Below are 17,005 nucleotides of genomic sequence, written 5' to 3'. Positions count from 1 at the left end.
GCTGCCTGTCACAGCAGAAGTACATGTGCTTCCTGTTGCCCTGTAACGGGATCACGGACGAGGAATCGGCTCGGCTCGGCCGGCTCAGCCGTGCTGTCATCCACGCTCTCGCCCTTGGTCGGGTACATCGATCTCAGGCTCTTCCATCTTCGACTTGGAAGGTTCGCTTACTTCATTCTGAAATTCGGGATCGACATACGTCGCATGGTCGTCAGCAGCACGCTGATACTTCTTAAAGTCTGGTTTCTCGCCTCTGGTCATCGACTCAGGAGAACTCTTTGCCAGCCGGTCGCCTCGGTGGTGCGACCCCCGGCGGGGTAGACGGTCGTGCCGATGTCTCCGGGGAACGGCGCGATCCATGTAGACCGAGCCCGGAGACGCCCGTCGAGCGTGAGGACCGCGAGGTCATTGACACCAGGTGGCCTCTGACTGAAGTTCGCAGTGCGGCTAGCGACGACCTTGGCGTACACACCCTTGTGCTTGTTCGGATGCCCAGCTCGAACGTGCACCTGCGGGGCGTGGGTGGCCGGGCAGCAGGAAGCAGTGCGCCGCGGTGAGAACGTGCTGACCGCCGGACAGCAGCGCTCCGCCGCAAAGTCGAAGTTCGGATTTCCCTTGTGCGACATCTGCAACGACATCGCGATCGGGGACTCGGCGGGAGAGCCGCCGATGATCCTGCTCTCCTCAGACGTGCTGTCTGTGAGTGTTGGCGTCACTGGTTGTGCGGCGGCAGCGGTCGCTACGGCGAGCAGCGCGGCCGACAGCGCAACGAGCCGTCCTGATGTTGTTCTCAACGTGTCCTTCTTCTGTCGCAACATGTTCCGGTCGGCCTGACCGGAATTCGGTGCAGAGCAAGCAAGTCACGCGACGCGACCATGGCGCAGCATCTCCAGGCGCTCGTTGAGCAACACCTCCAACTCAGCAATCGTGCGCCTTTCGAGGAGCATGTCCCAGTGGGTCCGCGCCCGGGCTCGGGGCTGCGGAGCGTCCGGCGCGGACGTGATCACGGCGGTGGTCCCGTGCTGAGGGCAGTCCCACTCGTCGGGCAGTTTGGTGGCGTTGGCGGCGAACAGGATCACGACCTCGTGCTTGTGCGGGCAGCGAAATCGCCTGGGCTGTTTCGCCACAGGCGAGTCGATGGGCCTCTCGTGAGAGGCGTGGTACCCCCGGGCGCCGCGGACGTTGCGGTTGCCGTTGCGTATTCGGGTCACCGGACCTGCTCCAAGGTGGTCAACACATCGGTGGAAGCGCCGCAGAGCCGCGTGATCATGTCGAAGGCGTTCATCTCGTAGCGCTCGCACAGCACGCTGACCGACAACCCCTCGCAGAGGTGCGCACGGGTGACGCGCTCCGTCAGCATCAAGTCGGCCAGGTGCAGCACACCCGGGAGCGGTCGGCGCTCCCATGGCGGGGGAATTCCGGCCTCACGCAAGAAGTCCTCGATGACGTCCCGGGAAACCCGGGTGCGTACCGAGATCGACTGCGCGGGCTCACCAGCGGTGAAGGCGGCTACGACCGCGTCCGCGAACGCCATCGCCTCGGCATCACTGGTCGAGCGCCACGAGGAGCCCACATCCGGCATGGCGAAGGGATCACGCGACGGGATATCCAGCGTGGCGGTTGAAATATCGGTGTGGTCCGGCCACCACAGGAGCGGAAGGCCGAGGCACGCCTTGCTCTCTACGCGGCGGTGGCCGTGATGCCGCTGCGCATTCGTGTAGTGCAAGCCCATCTGCAAGGGCGTCAGGCCCATGTCCTCGCACACCTCGTGCACGGGTCTCGCACGAGTCTCGACGTTGAGCCACACCAAATCGGCCAAGTGCGCTGAGACGAGCGCGACCAGGTCCCGCCGTAGCGCCGGGTCGGCCGGATCGATGCCCGCCCGGGCCAACGCGGTGGTCACCGCGTTCTCCGGCCACTTGGTCATCACCACCAACTCCTCGACCGGTACACCGGCTCGCACCGCGTCGGCGAGCTGCAGATCCAAGTGACGCTGCTGCTGCGGTGAGACGAGCCGAAGCGGCGGAAACGACAACACCCTGAACGGATCACGCTCCGGGATCACGACGCCCTTGAGGTTGCTGTGGAACTCCGGCACAGGCGGGTAGGTAGGCATAACCAATCCTGAAATGCTGTGATGAAACGGAAACTGGTGAATCGATGTCGCTGCGTTGGCCTACCACGGTGAAGCGCGCTTTCCGTGCTCGACGAAGCGGGGGCGCCGCACGAGCTTCGCGAATCGCAGGAACTGTGTTGCGGTCTCCGAGGTCATCTCCATATCATCAGCGATTTGCTCCAGCGACCTGCCTTCGCAGAACCGCAGCCAAACCAGATCGGAGATGTGCACGGCAACCAGCGACATCAAGCCACGTCGACGGTCCAACTCGGTGAGGGCCGCATCCGCCAAGATTGTCTTTACAACCCACGTGCTCCACCCAGTGCGGACAGAAATCTGGTTGCGGCTCAAGCCAGCCCGATACGCCGTGACGATCCGACGCTCGCACCGGAGACGCTCCAGCCCGGTCGTCGCCTTGTACTTCGGGAACGTCTCCAACGCGAACGGGTCGCTGTCGGGGATGGACACGGCGCGGTTGACTGCGTCGAGTTCCGGGATACTCGGCTGAGTCCTTCGACGGATAGTCATGGTCTACCTGTTTCGTTGCTGTGCGAGGAAGATGGGAGGGCTGCGGGCGAGGTGGGCCGCTCGGCGGGACTCGCCCACAGCCCCCATGTCCGGTCACGGGGAGGTACGCCGTTGAGCGCCGTGACCGGTGGCCTAATCTTGCGCTGGGAAGATGGGTTCGGTGACTTCTCCGTCACGCTCGTCACCGAACTCCCTTACTTCACGGGGAATCGTGGGCCAAAGACCAAAGATGGCGCCCGCACTGATTCCCAAGGCGACCGCGAGCGTGACGAGGTCCCAGCCGCAAATGCACATTGACGATCACTCCGGGAGCCCGAAACAGGACGGTCAGTGCGGAAGTGGGCGGGTGGCGGGGAACGCGGGGCCTGCGTTCTCCCGCCATCCGCACGGCTGACATCGCCGCGTCAACGCAGGGCACGACGCCAACCGAGTTTGCGCGTCAGCTCACACGCAGTAGATGACGCGGCGCGCGGTCGCCGGGTCTGAGTAAGGGCACGGGAGCGGGTTCACGCGGCTCGATCAGAGCAGCGATTGGGGCGATTGCCTCCTCCTCGATGCGCTGAGCCTTTCGCTCCAGGGCTGTGAACGTCTCCGTATGAGCATCAATCGCCTCGATGCTGGGACACGGCCATGCCACAGGGCGTTGAAGGAATCGCGTCGCGCAAGACGAGCACACGCGCTGCGCGTGCCGCCCCCGACGTCTCCAACGCGGCGTAAGTGGAACCGGCCAGTGTTCGTCACGCATCGCCAGGAACCAACGCGTCGCAGACCGTAGATGAGAAGACCGGAGACCTCGGCCCCGCGGCGTCGACCCCGCCGCTTCCACCTCGCCGAGCACCTCCAAGGCGTACTCCACCAACGCATCGAGGTAAGGCACGCGGATCTGGCGGATCATGACGCCCTCGCCTGTCGGATGCGCCAGACCCCCGTGGCCGTCGCCATGGCCGACAAGATCCTCAGCTGCGTGTCGTACGGAAATTGCCGCAGCAGGGCACAGAAGACCGTTTCGGGGTGCCGGGCCTCCATGACACTGCGCTGGTCCGGAGCGGAGCCAGGCGTGTCGTCTTCAGGTCGGCTCGTGGCTTGTGAGTCGATCACGGTGCATCACCTCCGGTAGTGGAAGTGACGCTAGAAGTGATTTACGACACCGAGGTAGGCAGCTTTGGCCTACAGCCGGACGGGTGACGTGCTAGTCGACTACGCCTTGGCGGACAGCGAGCTCACGTAGCCGCCCCTGCTCACGAAGATCTAGAAGCTCACGCAGGATCAGGTTCGGCAAGCGTTGGGCGCGCATGAGGTTCGGCGCCGCACTCTCCATGGTCAGCAACGTGTCAGTAGCACGCTCGACTTGACCTTCGCGCGTCTGTGCCAGAGATACGTCAGAAAGGTGCCGAAACCTGCCAAGGAGATTAAGGGAACTGTTCCGAGGCATCCTCCGGGCAGCTCGAAGCGCGCCGCTGTAATTCTCGGAAATGACGCACGTATCGGTCTGCTGCACGGTCACCTGCGAAGGGCCAAAGCTGAGCATGTAGTCCGTAGAATCACTTCCGACGCGGGCGGCGGCATCTCGACTCTCTGCAATCAGCGATTCCGCGCCCGAAATATCGTTCGCGCGCCCAGCCGCCCCTGCTGCCCGCAATAGGAGGCCACCATATACGACAAGATGCTGCCGCGAAGTACCCAAGCCCTGGATGCTCTCGGCGGTCTTTTGCGCTAGAGTGCTTGCCTTTGGGAAAAGGCCCTGCCTGATGAGCACATGTGCCATTGTTTGCTTAATGGCAGCAACCCGAAGTGGATCGTTACTCTTCTTGGCATCCTTAACTGCGTCACGAGCTGCGCCGAGCGCCAGGTCTGCAGCATCCAATCTCAAAAGGACGGCCGCAGCAATCTGCCTGACTTGAGCTGATAGATCAGCGTAGGGAGCAACCGAATCAACAGGCGCACTGTGTACTGCCGTGTGAGTATCCACAAGTAACCGCGGAAGAATTTCCCCCAGTAGGGCATACTGCCCTGCCCAATAGGTGCCAGTAGCATAAATCGTTGCACGCTCAAGCTCCCTCAGATTGGGAACTTCTTCATCGCAATAGTCGTCAGCGAGGTCTGCGACATTAATGAGGGCGTCACGAAGCGATGCAACAATAGGGGGCTGTGATAGCTCTTCTCTTACCGGGCGGACCGCGCCGAAGAGATCGGCTATACCGACGTCAAGCGCTCTGGCGATCCGGTAGAGGTTTTCGAGCTTAGGAGTTCTCCGCCCTTGCTCCAGTCGTTGAACTACGTCAACGGACACGTCCGCTGCCACCGCTAGGTCGTTCTGCGACATCCCCTGGCGTGTCCGGAGACGGCGAACGCTAGAGCTGAGCTGGGTCGAGTCTTCCACGCTGCACTCCCTGTTCTCGCAGGCTCGTCAGCCGGGACGGGTGTTCGACGACATCGCTAACGGTACGCGCGTCCTCACCTTCACGACACAGCCCGAGCAACCGGCCCAGTCTGTGGACGCCCGCACCGGCGAGGCCGACCGCGGGACAGCCTGTCCGCACTGTGCGGCCGGGCAGAACTGGCTCCAGCGCAACCTCTCCACAGCCGAGGTCGTGGAGCCGTTCCACCTCGGCGCCCGCCGCGATCCCCGACAGTGCGCTGCCTGCCGGAAGGCTGCCTGCACGAGAGACTCGATGCTCTTCAGTCCGTTGCCAGTGGCTGGCGCAGCAGGTGGACAAGTCGTCGTGCGCGCTCGGCCCCGATCTCCAACCGCTTTCGTAGCGTGTCGGCTGCGATGGGCCGGCCGTGCAGTTCGCGATGACGCGCATCCTCTTGGCGTGCCAGCTCAAGAAGCTCGGCCCCTGTCCACTTCGACCTGCGAACCGCTCGCGCAGCCGTCGGCACAGAACCTCGCCTCGGTGGGCGTTCAGCTTCCTCGGTCGGGCTGGCTTGCTCCTGCCGTTCGAGGGAGTCCAAAGCCTCCAGCAGGTCCGGCCCGACCTCCGCCCACCCGATCAACAACAACGGACCTACCGCGTCGAACGCCGCCTTCGCGTACTGCCCCAAGATCAACGGCTCCGCGATGTTGAGCAGCAGCGTCGCCATACTGGCCAGCACGAGTAGCCGACGAGCCGCCCGGATTCGCTCCGGCGCAACACCGGCAACAGCTAGTCGACGGATCGCCACCAGCAGGCCGACCACCGTCAGATCAACTGCGGGCGCGACCAGCGGCGCCACCCACACGGTCACCCCGAGGCGCAACGCCAGCGCCAGCACGTTGCCGAACCCGAACACGAAGCTCAGCCCAACGACAACGGCCATGACTCCCGTGACCAGCTCCGAAGTCGACCTCGCCCGCCACCTGGACAGCTCCGACCCGCCCACGGCCAACCCGGTGATCGTCATCGCGAACCACCGAAAACATCCAGCTCAAACCGTCCTTCAATGACGAGCATGCCTTCGAGCAGACGACGTGCAGGCGGAGATGGTCTGCGTGTAGCCCTGCCGGGGGCACCAGCCCAAGAACGCACGAAACCGGCCCCTGGCCAGCAGAGATGCTGTCAGGGGCCGGTTTTGTTGTGTCCGGTCGTATCCGGCTGAATCCGGCCGTTTACGGGTGTCTGTGCCGAATGTGTGCCGACGCTTCTTCTGCGGCTCAGTGGCCGAGAGCCGCCTGGATTCGTTGCTGCGCCGCGGCTTGACCGCCGTCGAGGCACTTGGCGTAGATCTTGAGCAGCACCTCGACCGAGTGCCCCGCCCACGCGGCGACCTGTGTCGGCGGGACACCTCCGTTGAGCCACGTCGACACCACCGCGTGCCGAAGGTCGTACGGGACCTTGGCCAACGGTCCAGCATGGACCGTTGGCACGAACACGTGCTGCCGCGCTCGTTGCCAGCACCGCACCACAGTCAGCTTGGGCAGCGCGTCCGGTTGCGATCACCGACGAGCACCTTGCCACCGGGCCGCGACGAAGGGCATGACGCCAGGGTCGTGGATGCCGTCGGAGGCCAGGTCTTCGGGAGAAGGCAGCCGCAGTTCGAGCCTTGGCGTGGTCAGCCGGAGCCCGACCAGCGGGAAGTGATCAACCAGCATGCCATGCGCCTTCGGTGACTGGTGAGCGGTCGCGCAGCGGCTCCCACCAGGTGCGGTTGTTGGCGTACCAGCGGACGGTCTCGCGCACTCCGGCGTCGAACTCCACGAGAGGTTCCCAGCCGAGCTCGCGGCGGATCTTGGTGGAGTCCAGCAGGTAGCGGCGGTCATGACCGGGACGGTCGGGCACTTCCTGCTTCAGCGATGCGGGCAGGCCCAGTTCGTCGAGCGCGTTGGTGGTGAACAGCGGCAGCACCTTCTCGGGGAACTGGTGAGAGCCGTAGTTGTTGGCGCAGTTGGTGATTGTGATCGGCAGACCGAAAGTCTCGTAGTAGGCGCGCACCGCGTGGTCGCTGCCCGCCTTGCTGGCGTTGTACGGCGTGCGTGGCCGGTACGGCGAGTCCTCGGTGAAGGCTTGTTCAGCGTCCAGCGCGAGGTCGCCGTAGACCTCGCACCTGGAGATGTGGTGGAAGCGTTCGACTCCGACCTGGCGAGCGGCTTCCAGGAGTGCTTGTGTGCCAAGGACATTGGTGCGGAAGAAGCGTCCGGGATCGAGGATCGCGAGGCTGTTGTGCGACTCGGCGGCGAAGTTGACGATCACGTCGACTCGGTGGTCGCGCAGCACCTGCTCGGCGTCGGCGATGTCGGCGTGCACGAAGGTGATCCGGTCGCGCACGTCGGCGAGGTTGGTCTCGGTGCCCGCGTAGGTCAGCGCGTCGAGCGCGATGACGTTGTCGCCTGCGCGCACCCGATGACGGACGAAGTGGGAACCGATGAACCCGGCCGCGCCGGTGACGAGGAGACGCATGTCAGCCTTCCTGTTCGGCGCTGGTGATCGGTGCGACTCCGGGTGGCTCGGCGGCGGGCCAGCCGCGGAATTCCACCTCCAGCCGGAATCGGTGCCCGAGATAGCGATGTTCGGACAGGGCAATGGGTTTGTCGTCCGGCCCCACGGCGAGGCGGCGGACGAGCAGCACGGGGGTGGCCACGGGTACCTCAAGCAGGTCCGCAACGCGTTGGGAGGCGGCCGTGGCGGCGATGCTCTGGCGCACCACGGCAATCTGATGTCCTTGGCGGCGCAGGGTCTCCCACGTTCCCGGATCTTCGGCGTCCACGCGGCTGACGGGGGCCGCCTGTGCCAACGGAACCCACTCGGTCACCACGTCCAGTGGCGTGGAACCGGTGCGCCGCAACGCTTGGACGCGGAGCGTCTCGGTGCCGCCGGGAATCGCCAGCAGATGGGCCACGCTGTCGGGCGCGGCGCCGTAGCCGTATTCGACCACCGTGCGCGCGAGTGGGACACCGGCCTCGGCGACCGCCGAGCCCGCGTGCTGGAAACTGCCCAGCGCCAGGGACTGCCCGAACGAAGCGCCGGAAACGACGTACCAGCCCGCTCCCTTGCGGGAAACCAGAAGCCCTTCCGCGCAGAGTTGTTCCAGGGCCCGCCGCACGGTCACCCGGCTCACCTCGTACCGGCGCCCGAGTTCGGCCTCGCTGTCCAACGCCCCGGACGGTCCGTAGTCGCCGAGCGCGACCCGTTCTCGCAGCTCACCGGCCGGGTGATCCGAGGATCACCCGGCCCGCGCGAAGCCTTACCTGGGCTCGACGACGAAGCGCTGCGTGACGGTGTCCTGCTCGCCGTCGCAGCCCATGACGGCGATGTACGTACCGGGCTTCACGTTGGTGAAGTGGGTCGTCCACGAGCCGTTGGCGTAGGTCATCTCCTTGATTTCCTCGGGCTCGACGCCGTCGACGAAGCCGTACCAACCGTGCGCCTTGGGAGCTTCGTTGGGGCACGCGCCGACGAGGTCGACGAGGCCTTCGGTCACCGAGACGCTGAGCTTGGGAGGAATGGCGTTGCCGGTGCCCACCGTCACGACGGCGAGCGAAGTCGCAGCCAGAACGGCCAGGCCGAGCGTGCGCCGGATCTTCCTCATGTGAAGCAACTCCCTCAATGGTCTTTCGCGCTGACATGAGGTGTGATGCCGCCACCGGCACGAGAGTTGGAGTGACCTGGATCACGCCGGGGTGATCGTGCGGAACTGTGACAATCGGTCGAGATTTCGTGACAGAACAGGGAACAGGCCGGAAAGGTTCGCGCGGACCTTGGCGTTATGACCGAATCGCGTGCCATTCCTGATCGTCCCCGTGACCGTCTGATGAGGGTGAGCACGCGGGTGCTCGCCGTGCTGTTGCTGCCCGTGGCGTTCCTCCGCGCGCCGGGGCGAGCGCGCCACCTGGCCTGCCAATGGGCGCTCGGGCTGAGGTATCCCGCGGAGAACCTGGACGGGCTGGACCCGCGCGCCCGAAGGGCGTTCGAAGAAGCGCGCACCGACGCGTTCTGGCAGGACGGCCAGCTCATCGGGTTGACCTCGGGTCATCGCGACGCGGCGGAGCAGCACCGCATGTTCGCCGAACAGGTGCGCAGAACCGGCTCCTGGGCGGCGGCGCGGCGATGGGTTCTGCCACCGGAGGAGTCGAGCCACGTGCGCGGGATCGCGATGGACGTGCGGCCGACGCAGGGCGCATATTGGCTGGAGCTACATGGCGGTCGCTACGACCTGTACCGGACCTACGACAACGAATGGTGGCATTTCGAGTATCGCCCGGAAACGGACGGAAGACCGCCGTTGCGGATGCCGCATCCGGGTGCCGAGCCCTACCATTCGGCCAGCAGGTGGTGATCGTCGGCGAGGAGTCTCGGTGGCCCGGTTGTTGCTCGTCGAAGACGACGCCGTACTCGCCGAAGCGCTGTCCCGGGCCCTGCGCGGACTCGGCCACGAAGTCGAGGTCTCCCCCACCGGCGAAGACGCACTCGGCATGCTGTTCGAGCAGCACGTGCCCATGGATGCGGTGCTGCTGGACGTCATGCTGCCGGGGATGGACGGTTTCGAGGTGTGCAGGCGCATCCGCGCGCGGGACACGATTCCGGTGCTGCTGCTGACCGCCCGCAGCGATCCGGTGGACATGGTGGTCGGCCTTGAAGGCGGTGCCGACGACTACGTGGTCAAGCCGGTCGAGCCGCGAGTGCTGGACGCTCGGGTGAAGACGATCCTGCGCCGTGTCGCGCCCGCGCAGCCGCAGCGCGAGAGCGTGCACGCGCTGGGCGGACTGGAGATCGACCGCGACGCGATGACCGTCACGAAGGACGGGACGGAAGTGCGGCTCACCGCGACCGAGATGCGGCTGCTGATGGAGTTCGCCGACCACCCCGGCCAGGTGCTGAGCAGGCAGGTGCTCCTCCGCCGGGTGTGGGACTACGGCTACGCCGGGGACGCGCGCCTGGTCGACGCGGCGGTGGCCCGGCTGCGCGGGAAGATCGAGCCGGACCCGGGCAAGCCGACGCTGCTGCGCACGGTGCGCGGGTTCGGCTACCGCCTGGACCCGCCGTGAGGTGGCAGCCCGGCCTGCGCGCCAGCATCGCGCTCACCGTCGTCCTGGTCACGTTCGTCGCGACCGGCATGGTGGCCCTGGTGACCTATCGGCTCCAGGTGGGCGCGACGCTGGACAGGTTCAGCGCGTCCGCCCGCGCGAGTTTCGAGTCCGATGCCCAGCAGGCGCACCAGTTCATCGTCAAGACGACGCCCGCGGGGTCCAAAGTGGACCAGATCGCGGAGTACATGGAGGGCAGGCTCGGACTGTCGGGCTGGGCCGTGGTCAACCTGAAGGCGACCTCGGGCCCGGTCTCCCCGGTGGTGGCCGGCGAGTACGCCTCGGTCGCCGGGTCGTCCGGTCTTGAAGAGCACAGGTGGCCCGCGGAGCAGGTCGAAGGGGCTCGGCGGCAGCTGAAGCCCGCCACCGCGTGGGCGGAGATCCACGGTGACACGCGGCTCGTGCTCGTCGGGCAGGTCAACCCGGACCTGCTGCTGGTGGAGACCTACACGACCAAGAAGCTGGACAACGAACTCGCCCAGCTCGCCCGCCAGCTCCTGCTGGTCACGCTGGTCGTGGGACTGCTCGGGGCGGCGACGGGCGTCTTCGCGGCACGGCGGATCCAGAGCCGGGTCCGGGTGGCGGCCGCCGCGGCGCGGCAGCTCGGCGCGGGAGCGCTGGGCACGCGGCTGCCGGTGCGCGGCCGCGATGAGCTGGCCGACCTGGCCACCTCCTTCAACACGATGGCGCACCGGCTGAGCGAGTCCATCGACCAGCTCCGCCGCAAAGACCAGCAGCAGCGCCGGTTCGTGGCCGATGTGGCGCACGACCTGCGCACTCCGCTGGCGTCGATGCTCGCCGCGACCGAGAGCCTGCGCAGCGGTGGTCCGCACGATCGCGAGCGCTCCGCCGAACTGCTCGGCACGCAGGTGCGGCGGCTGAGCACCCTCGTCGAGGACCTGCTGGAGATGTCGCGCTTCGACGCCGGAGCCGCGGACTTCCGGCCTGAGCGGGTTGATCTCCCCGCGCTCGTGGCGGACGTGATCGCCATGACGGAGGCGGAAATCAGCGTCCAGACGATCGGCGACACGGCGGTGGCGGGCGATCCCCGGCGCCTGCACACGATCGTCCGCAACCTGGTGACCAACGCGCTGCGCCACGGCGGGCAGCCGATCACCGTGACGATCGACGGAAGCGGGACCGGCTGGGTCCGGGTCGTCGTCGCCGATTCCGGCCCCGGACTGCCCGACGACCTCGCGCCGTACGTCTTCGATCGCTTCGTTCGCGGTGACCGGGCCCGTCAGCACACCGAAGGCAGCGGGCTGGGATTGGCGATCGCCTACGAGAACGCGGTGCTGCACGGCGGCCGGATCGACGTGTCCAATGTGGACGGCGCAGTGTTCACCCTGGTCGTTCCCCGTGGCCGGTCCGGCGGCGAACCGGCCGAGTAGGCGCGCCACAAGATCGTCCTGTGGTTTCACCCGGATTTCAGGGCCCGCCGCTAGCGTCTCGCCGCGCATTCCCATTCATGGGAAAAGAAAGGGAACAACGTGAAGAAAACCAGACGCGCCGCTTTTGTCGGCGCGGCTGTAGCGGCCCTCGTCGCCGGTTTGTTCGGGGCGACCACGTCGACTGCACAGGCCCGAGGGGCCAACTACTACATTCTCATCGGCGGCACCTGCGACGGTGCCGGGAACGTGTACGACAACGCGTGGCTGCGCGGCGGCATCCGCAAGGTCGTGCACTACCCGGCGGGCGCCGCCGGGCTGCCGGGCTGTGACCAGACGCCGATGGACCGCAGCGTCGCGGTCGGCCACGACGTGGCGAAGCGCGTGGTCACGGACTCCTTCCGGGAGAATCCGCGCGCCACGTTCACCATCGTCGGGTACTCCCAGGGCGCCCTGGTGGCGAACAAGGTGCTCGACGACATCGCCGACGGCCGCCTCGGCGTCGACCGGTCGCGGTTCCGGGCGAAGATCTTCGCCGACCCGATGCAGCCGGTCGGTCCGCCCGGAAGGGGGATCAGCGCCATCATTCCCGCCGGAATGGGTGTTCCATCGCCATTCGGTGGATACATTTCCTTCGGCCCCGGCCGAACCGATTTCGGCGGAATTCCCTACATCCGGTACTGCATCGAGAGCGATGGCGTCTGCCATTTCGACACCCTGGAGGCGCCGGGCGGGTACTTCGCCCAGCACCAGTGCTACCAGTGGGTCCGGCCCGCCGACCACCGCTCGATCATGGGCGACACCATCGCCGACGGCGTGTTCACCAACGGCACGGTGCGCCTGCCCCGGCAGAACTGCCGCCCGCCGTGGCCGACCGGCTGACGCACGTGGCTGGGGCGCGCGGCGGAAAAACCCTGAAAAGACCTGCTCGGTCTGGCTGAAACCCCTGGGCTGGACAACCGGTCGGCGGCACACTTGTCGTCGACCGGTTGAGCCATGGTGAGGGGGCCGAGTAGCGGTGCAGTTTCGCCTGTTCGGTGGTGTCGCGGCCTGGGTGGACGACCAGCTCGTCGACGTCGGCCACGCGCGGCGGCAGTGCGTGCTGGTCGCGCTGCTGGTCGAGGCGAACCGGCCGGTGTCCGCCGAGCAGCTGATCGAGCGCGTCTGGGGCGACTGCCCGCCGAACAGCGCGCGCAACGCGCTGCACGGGTACCTCGCCCGCCTGCGCACGGCCGGGCTGGAGATCAACCGGAACCCGGGCGGCTACGTGCTGGTGGCCGACGAGCGGTCGGTGGACCTGCACCGGTTCCGGCAGCTGCTCGCCCAGGCCCGATCCGCCGACGACGAGCGCGCGCTGGTCCTCTACGGCCAGGCCCTGGAGCTGTGGTGCGGCGAGCCGTTCGCCGGGCTGGACACCGCGTGGCTCACCACGGTCCGCACGGCGCTGGACGCGGAGCGGGCCGAGGCCGAACTGGACTACACCGATGTCCGCCTGCGCTGCGGCCAGCACGCCGACCTGGTGCTTCCCCTGGCCGCGCGGGCAGATCAGCGACCGCTGGACGAGCGGCTGGCCGGGCAGCTGATGCTCGCGCTGTACCGCAGCGGTCGCCAGGCCGAGGCGCTGACGCGCTACGAGCTCACCCGAGGCTGCCTCGCCGAGGAACTGGGCACCGACCCCGGTCCCGCGCTGCGCAAGCTGCACCAGCAGATCCTCCGCGAGGACCCGGCGCTGGCGCTCTCCGCACCGCGCAGCGACCTCCCCGGCGACGTCGCCGACTTCACCGGCCGTGCCGACGAGATCCGGCAGCTGCTCGACGTCAGCTCCGGCACGACGGTGGTGATCTCCGCGATCGACGGGATGGCGGGCATCGGCAAGACCACCTTGGCGCTGCGCGCCGCGCACCAGCTGGCCGACCGCTACCCCGACGGGCAGCTCTTCCTGGACCTGCACGGCTACACCGAGGGACGGCAGCCGGTGGCGCCCGCGGCGGCGCTGAGCAGCCTGCTGTGCGCGGTCGGAGTGCCGGTCGAGCAGATCCCCGACTCCGTCGAGGAACGCGCGTCGCGCTGGCGGGCCGAACTGGCCCAGCGCCAGGTGCTCGTGGTGCTCGACAACGCGGCGACCGCGGCGCAGGTGCGACCGCTGCTGCCCGGCACGGCGGGCTCGCTGACGCTCGTCACCAGCCGGCGCCGCCTCTCCGATCTCGACACCGCCCGCTCCATCTCCCTGGAGTTGCTGCCGCGGGCCGATGCGATCGCGCTGTTCACCAGGATCATCGGGTGGCAACGAGCCGATGCCGAACCGGACGCGATCGACGAAGTGGCTCAGCTGTGCGGATATCTGCCGTTGGCGCTGCGCATCGCGGCCGCCAGGCTCCGCTCCCGCACCGCGTGGTCGGTCGCCCACCTCGCCGAGCGGTTGCGGGACGAGCGGCGCAGGCTGACCGAGCTCGCGGTCGGCGATCGCAGCGTCGCGGCCGCGTTCTCCTTGTCCTACCACGATCTCCCGCCGGAGCGGCAGCGCCTGCTCGGCCTGGTCCCCGGCCCGCACTGGGACGCCTACCTCGCGGGCGCGCTCACCGGCACGCACTTCACCGAGGCCGAGGAGGGCCTTGAGCAGCTGCTGGACGTCCACCTGCTCACCCAGCCCGCGCCGGGCCGCTACCAGCTGCACGACCTGCTCCGCGAGCACGCGCGCACGGTCGCCCTCGCGGAGGAGCCGGAAACCGAGCGCGATGCCGCCGTCGACCGGGTGCTCGGCTACTACTGCACGGCCGGTACCAGCGCGGCGCAGATGGGTGTCCCCATCGAAGGCGTGACCGACCGTCCCTTTAGGACAGACGAGATCACGACCGGTCTGCCGGAGTTCACCTCCTACGAACGCGGGACCAGCTGGCTCAAGACCGAGCGCCCCAACCTCTACGCCGCGCAGAAGCTGGTTCCGGACGGTCCGGGCGCGGAGCCCGTGCGGTTGCAGATGCTGATGCTGCTGGCGTTCGCGCAGTGCCTCGACGGCCAGGGCGCGGAAGGCGTCGAGTCCAGCAGGCGGCTGCTGGCGCTGATCCCCGGCGAGGACGGTGTGCGCCGGATGATCGCGGCGATGCTGTGCGCGACCGTGGAACGCATGTTCGGCTCGCCGGGCCGAGCCAAGTCCCTGTTGCTCGGAGAGCTGAACAGGTTGCCGGACAACGGTTCCGCCGAGTCCGCGGCATTGCACCTGCGGCTGGCGGTCGAGCACCTGACCACCGGGGACGCCGCGGGTTCCGGGCTGCTGCTGGACCAGCTGGAAGCGATGGAGCTGGACCCGGCGATGCGGTTCGCGCTCGCCGTCCTGCGGGCGATGTCGGCCTACCTCTGCGGCGACATCCCCGCGGCGCGGGAATGGCTGGACATCGCGGACGCGCGGTTGCCGGAGCTGGCCCCGCACGAGCACGCGCTGTGGATCGAGGCCCTGTCGTGGCTGTGCTGGACCGAGGTCCTGGCGGGTCGCGTCGAACGCGGGCTGGCGCGGTTGGACTACACCGCCGAGCTGGCCAGGACCAACATGCAGAACTACGTGATAGAGCACCACGTGATCGCCACCGTCTACTCGGAGAAGGCGTTCACGTTGGGGCGGCTGGGACGCCTGGCCGAGGCGGCGGCGCTGGCGGCGGAGGCCGTCGACCGCGCGCGGTTGGTCGGCCTGCCGGAGACGATGTCGATGGCGCTGTCCGCTCACTCGCTGGTGCTGAGCTGGCTCGGTGACCACGACAGCGCACTGCGCCTGGGCGCCGAGGCGGCCCGTTGCTCCGAGGGCAGACGCGACTGGCGGGCGATCATGGCGCGCTGCGGTCCCGGCCTGGTGCTCGTCTACTCCGGCGATGTCGACGCCGGCCGGGAGAGCGTCCGGAACGCTTGTGACGACTACGAGTCCTTCGCCAGGGACGAAACGGAGATGCTCGTTCTGCTGGAGGCGCTCGCCTACGCCGAGGCCGCCCGTGGACGCCCCGAGGACGCGACCGAGTGGGTTGAGCGCGCTGAGCGCGTCCGGCACCCCGCACACGAGACCAACGTCGCGGTGGCGGAGCTCATCCGCGCCCACGCGCTGACCGCGAGCGAGCCGGACCGCTCGGCCGAACTCGCGCTGAAGGCGGCGGAAACCTTCCGCACCAACGGTTTCCGGCTGGAGGAAGGCCGGGCACGGCTCCGGGCCGGAGTGAGCCTGAGCAACGCCGGGCACCACGACCGAGCGCTCACCGAGCTGACCGCGAGCGCCAAGCTGTTCACCGCGTGCGGCGCTCGGGCCTTGCGCGACCACGCCATCACTGCGCGCGGAGAACTCCCGCAACGCGTTCGAAGGCTTCGGTGAGCACGGGCAGCGGTGGCCCCAGGTAGAGCCTCAGCCACGAGGACGGCGTGCTGTCGCTGAACAAGACTCCGGTCTCGCGGAAGCACCTGAGCCGGAAGTCGGCGTCCGGGGCTTTGAAGCGCATGAACGCCGTGCACTCACCGAGGTGGTGGTCCTCATCCTTGAGGGTCGTCTTGAGCGCAGCCCGTTTCGCCGCGTACTCCTCGTTCATGTGCCCGAGGAACGTCGCCGATTCGGGGTTCTCCAGCCACTCCGCCATGGCGTACTGGAGTGGGATCGCGGCGGCGAAGCCGTGGTGGAACAGCTCCTCGTTCAGCAATATGTCCAAAGTGGAGGGTGTTGAGGTGACCGCGCCGATTCCCCAACCACTGCAGTGGAACTGCTTGCCAAGCGAACGGACCGCGAGCCAGTGCTGTCGGGGTTGCTCCTCCAGGAGAATGCGCAGCGCCGACGTCGGAGTGATCCCGGGATCGTGCACGCCGTAGTAGGCGTCGTCCAGCAGCAGGGCGGCATCGGTGCGGCGGATCAGTTCGCGTACGGCGGTGGCGTCCCAATTGACCCCGGTCGGATTGTGCTGAGCATTGATCACCACCAGGTCCGCACCGTCGACCACGCCGAAGTCCTCTGTGGACAGTTGATAGCCGGTTTCCGCGCGCAGCGGGAGGTAGCGCGTTTCGTAGCCGAGCGCGGAGAACACGCCCTCGTAGTCCCACCCCGGCATGGGCACGACCGCGACCGGGGTTCGGTCTCTTACGGACTGGCGCACCAGCCGTGCGAAGTCGAACATCGCATTCCGCGTGCCGCCCGCCGTCGCCGCGACCTCGAAGTCGGCTCCAGCGGGCAGACCGTGCGTTTCGGCGATGTAGCCCCGCAGCACCTTTTGCAGGCGTGGCAGGCCGAACTGGGAGATCACGTAGCCGTGGCTGTGCGGGGGCATCGGCGTCGCCAGGATCTTCGCGAGCCCCGGAGCGATCTCCGTCCAGGTCTCGCCGAACCCGAGGTAGATCGGTTCTCCCGCAGGGCTTCCGGCGTCGAGGTAGCGCGTCACCAGCTCCGCGTCGGTGAACCTGGTCGGGAGTTCGGGGCCGGTCATGACCTCCCGGAAGGGGATCGACATGGCGCCG

18 protein-coding genes are annotated in these 17,005 nt (G+C 67.5%); 6 read left to right on the top strand and 12 right to left on the bottom strand.

Annotation, left to right across the window (positions count from 1 at the left end; translation table 11 throughout):
* Positions 1-447: 447 nt before the first annotated feature.
* A complete protein-coding gene (locus tag NLX83_RS42250) occupies positions 448-579 on the bottom strand; it encodes a hypothetical protein (protein WP_374118763.1) in 132 nt (43 codons plus the stop codon).
* On the opposite strand from NLX83_RS42250, the gene NLX83_RS15465 reads away from it, so the two are divergent.
* Positions 523-834, top strand: a complete 312-nt coding sequence (locus NLX83_RS15465) for a hypothetical protein (RefSeq protein ID WP_254235533.1) — start codon at positions 523-525, stop codon at positions 832-834. The two genes, NLX83_RS42250 and NLX83_RS15465, sit on opposite strands and share 57 nt — an antisense overlap.
* Positions 835-860: 26 nt before the next feature.
* On the opposite strand, the gene NLX83_RS15460 is transcribed toward NLX83_RS15465, so the two are convergent.
* From NLX83_RS15460 to NLX83_RS15415, 10 genes are all read right to left on the bottom strand, one after another.
* Positions 861-1,211 carry an RNA polymerase-binding protein RbpA gene (locus tag NLX83_RS15460; protein ID WP_308209311.1) on the bottom strand — a complete coding sequence of 117 codons (351 nt, stop codon included), beginning with the start codon at positions 1,209-1,211 and terminating at the stop codon, positions 861-863.
* Entirely contained in the window at positions 1,208-2,116 is a 909-nt protein-coding gene (locus NLX83_RS15455; protein ID WP_254235531.1) for a hypothetical protein, read from the bottom strand. Before NLX83_RS15455 ends, NLX83_RS15460 begins: the two co-directional genes overlap by 4 nt.
* A 60-nt stretch (positions 2,117-2,176) precedes the next feature.
* The gene (locus NLX83_RS15450; RefSeq protein ID WP_254235530.1) at positions 2,177-2,584 is read right to left on the bottom strand and encodes a hypothetical protein; all 408 of its coding nucleotides are present in this window, start codon (positions 2,582-2,584) and stop codon (positions 2,177-2,179) included.
* Positions 2,585-3,833: 1,249 nt separating this feature from the next.
* Entirely contained in the window at positions 3,834-5,024 is a 1,191-nt protein-coding gene (locus NLX83_RS15445; protein WP_254235529.1) for a helix-turn-helix domain-containing protein, read from the bottom strand.
* A 299-nt stretch (positions 5,025-5,323) separates the two neighbouring features.
* The gene (locus NLX83_RS15440) at positions 5,324-6,028 is read right to left on the bottom strand and encodes a hypothetical protein (RefSeq protein ID WP_254235528.1); all 705 of its coding nucleotides are present in this window, start codon (positions 6,026-6,028) and stop codon (positions 5,324-5,326) included.
* 250 nt (positions 6,029-6,278) lie between these two features.
* A complete protein-coding gene (locus NLX83_RS15435; protein WP_254235527.1) occupies positions 6,279-6,467 on the bottom strand; it encodes a hypothetical protein in 189 nt (62 codons plus the stop codon).
* Positions 6,468-6,560: 93 nt separating this feature from the next.
* Positions 6,561-6,716 (bottom strand): hypothetical protein, encoded by a 156-nt coding sequence (locus NLX83_RS15430; protein WP_254235526.1) that lies wholly within the window; start codon positions 6,714-6,716, stop codon positions 6,561-6,563.
* On the bottom strand, positions 6,706-7,521 hold the full coding sequence (locus NLX83_RS15425) for a dTDP-glucose 4,6-dehydratase (RefSeq protein ID WP_254235525.1): 816 nt from the start codon (positions 7,519-7,521) through the stop codon (positions 6,706-6,708). Before NLX83_RS15425 ends, NLX83_RS15430 begins: the two co-directional genes overlap by 11 nt.
* A gap of 1 nt (position 7,522) precedes the next feature.
* Positions 7,523-8,260 (bottom strand): GntR family transcriptional regulator, encoded by a 738-nt coding sequence (locus NLX83_RS15420; RefSeq protein ID WP_256563893.1) that lies wholly within the window; start codon positions 8,258-8,260, stop codon positions 7,523-7,525.
* Between the two features lie 45 nt (positions 8,261-8,305).
* Entirely contained in the window at positions 8,306-8,650 is a 345-nt protein-coding gene (locus NLX83_RS15415; RefSeq protein ID WP_254235523.1) for a hypothetical protein, read from the bottom strand.
* A 177-nt stretch (positions 8,651-8,827) separates the two neighbouring features.
* Here NLX83_RS15415 and vanY-N point away from each other — a divergent pair, with 177 nt between their 5' ends.
* The 5 genes from vanY-N (at position 8,828) to NLX83_RS15390 (ending at position 15,881) form a co-directional block, all read left to right on the top strand.
* On the top strand, positions 8,828-9,397 hold the full coding sequence (gene vanY-N, locus NLX83_RS15410) for a D,D-peptidase/D,D-carboxypeptidase VanY-N (protein ID WP_256563090.1): 570 nt from the start codon (positions 8,828-8,830) through the stop codon (positions 9,395-9,397).
* A 19-nt stretch (positions 9,398-9,416) separates the two neighbouring features.
* Positions 9,417-10,106, top strand: coding sequence for a response regulator transcription factor (locus NLX83_RS15405; RefSeq protein ID WP_254235521.1), 690 nt, complete (start codon positions 9,417-9,419; stop codon positions 10,104-10,106).
* Positions 10,103-11,536 (top strand): sensor histidine kinase, encoded by a 1,434-nt coding sequence (locus NLX83_RS15400; protein ID WP_254235520.1) that lies wholly within the window; start codon positions 10,103-10,105, stop codon positions 11,534-11,536. The genes NLX83_RS15405 and NLX83_RS15400 overlap by 4 nt, the downstream gene beginning before the upstream one ends.
* 99 nt (positions 11,537-11,635) lie before the next feature.
* Positions 11,636-12,415 carry a PE-PPE domain-containing protein gene (locus NLX83_RS15395; protein ID WP_254235519.1) on the top strand — a complete coding sequence of 260 codons (780 nt, stop codon included), beginning with the start codon at positions 11,636-11,638 and terminating at the stop codon, positions 12,413-12,415.
* A 136-nt stretch (positions 12,416-12,551) separates the two neighbouring features.
* Positions 12,552-15,881 (top strand): AfsR/SARP family transcriptional regulator, encoded by a 3,330-nt coding sequence (locus NLX83_RS15390; protein WP_254235518.1) that lies wholly within the window; start codon positions 12,552-12,554, stop codon positions 15,879-15,881.
* Here the strand turns inward: NLX83_RS15390 and NLX83_RS15385 are convergent.
* Complete coding sequence (locus tag NLX83_RS15385; protein WP_254235517.1) at positions 15,835-16,998, bottom strand: aminotransferase class I/II-fold pyridoxal phosphate-dependent enzyme; 1,164 nt, start codon at positions 16,996-16,998, stop codon at positions 15,835-15,837. The two genes, NLX83_RS15390 and NLX83_RS15385, sit on opposite strands and share 47 nt — an antisense overlap.
* Positions 16,999-17,005: the final 7 nt, after the last annotated feature.

Origin of the sequence: Allokutzneria sp. A3M-2-11 16 (assembly GCF_024213555.1) — a bacterium.
Classification (GTDB): domain Bacteria; phylum Actinomycetota; class Actinomycetes; order Mycobacteriales; family Pseudonocardiaceae; genus Allokutzneria.
Note: the sequence above shows the minus strand (reverse complement) of the source record. Positions and strands in the feature narration are given on the sequence as shown.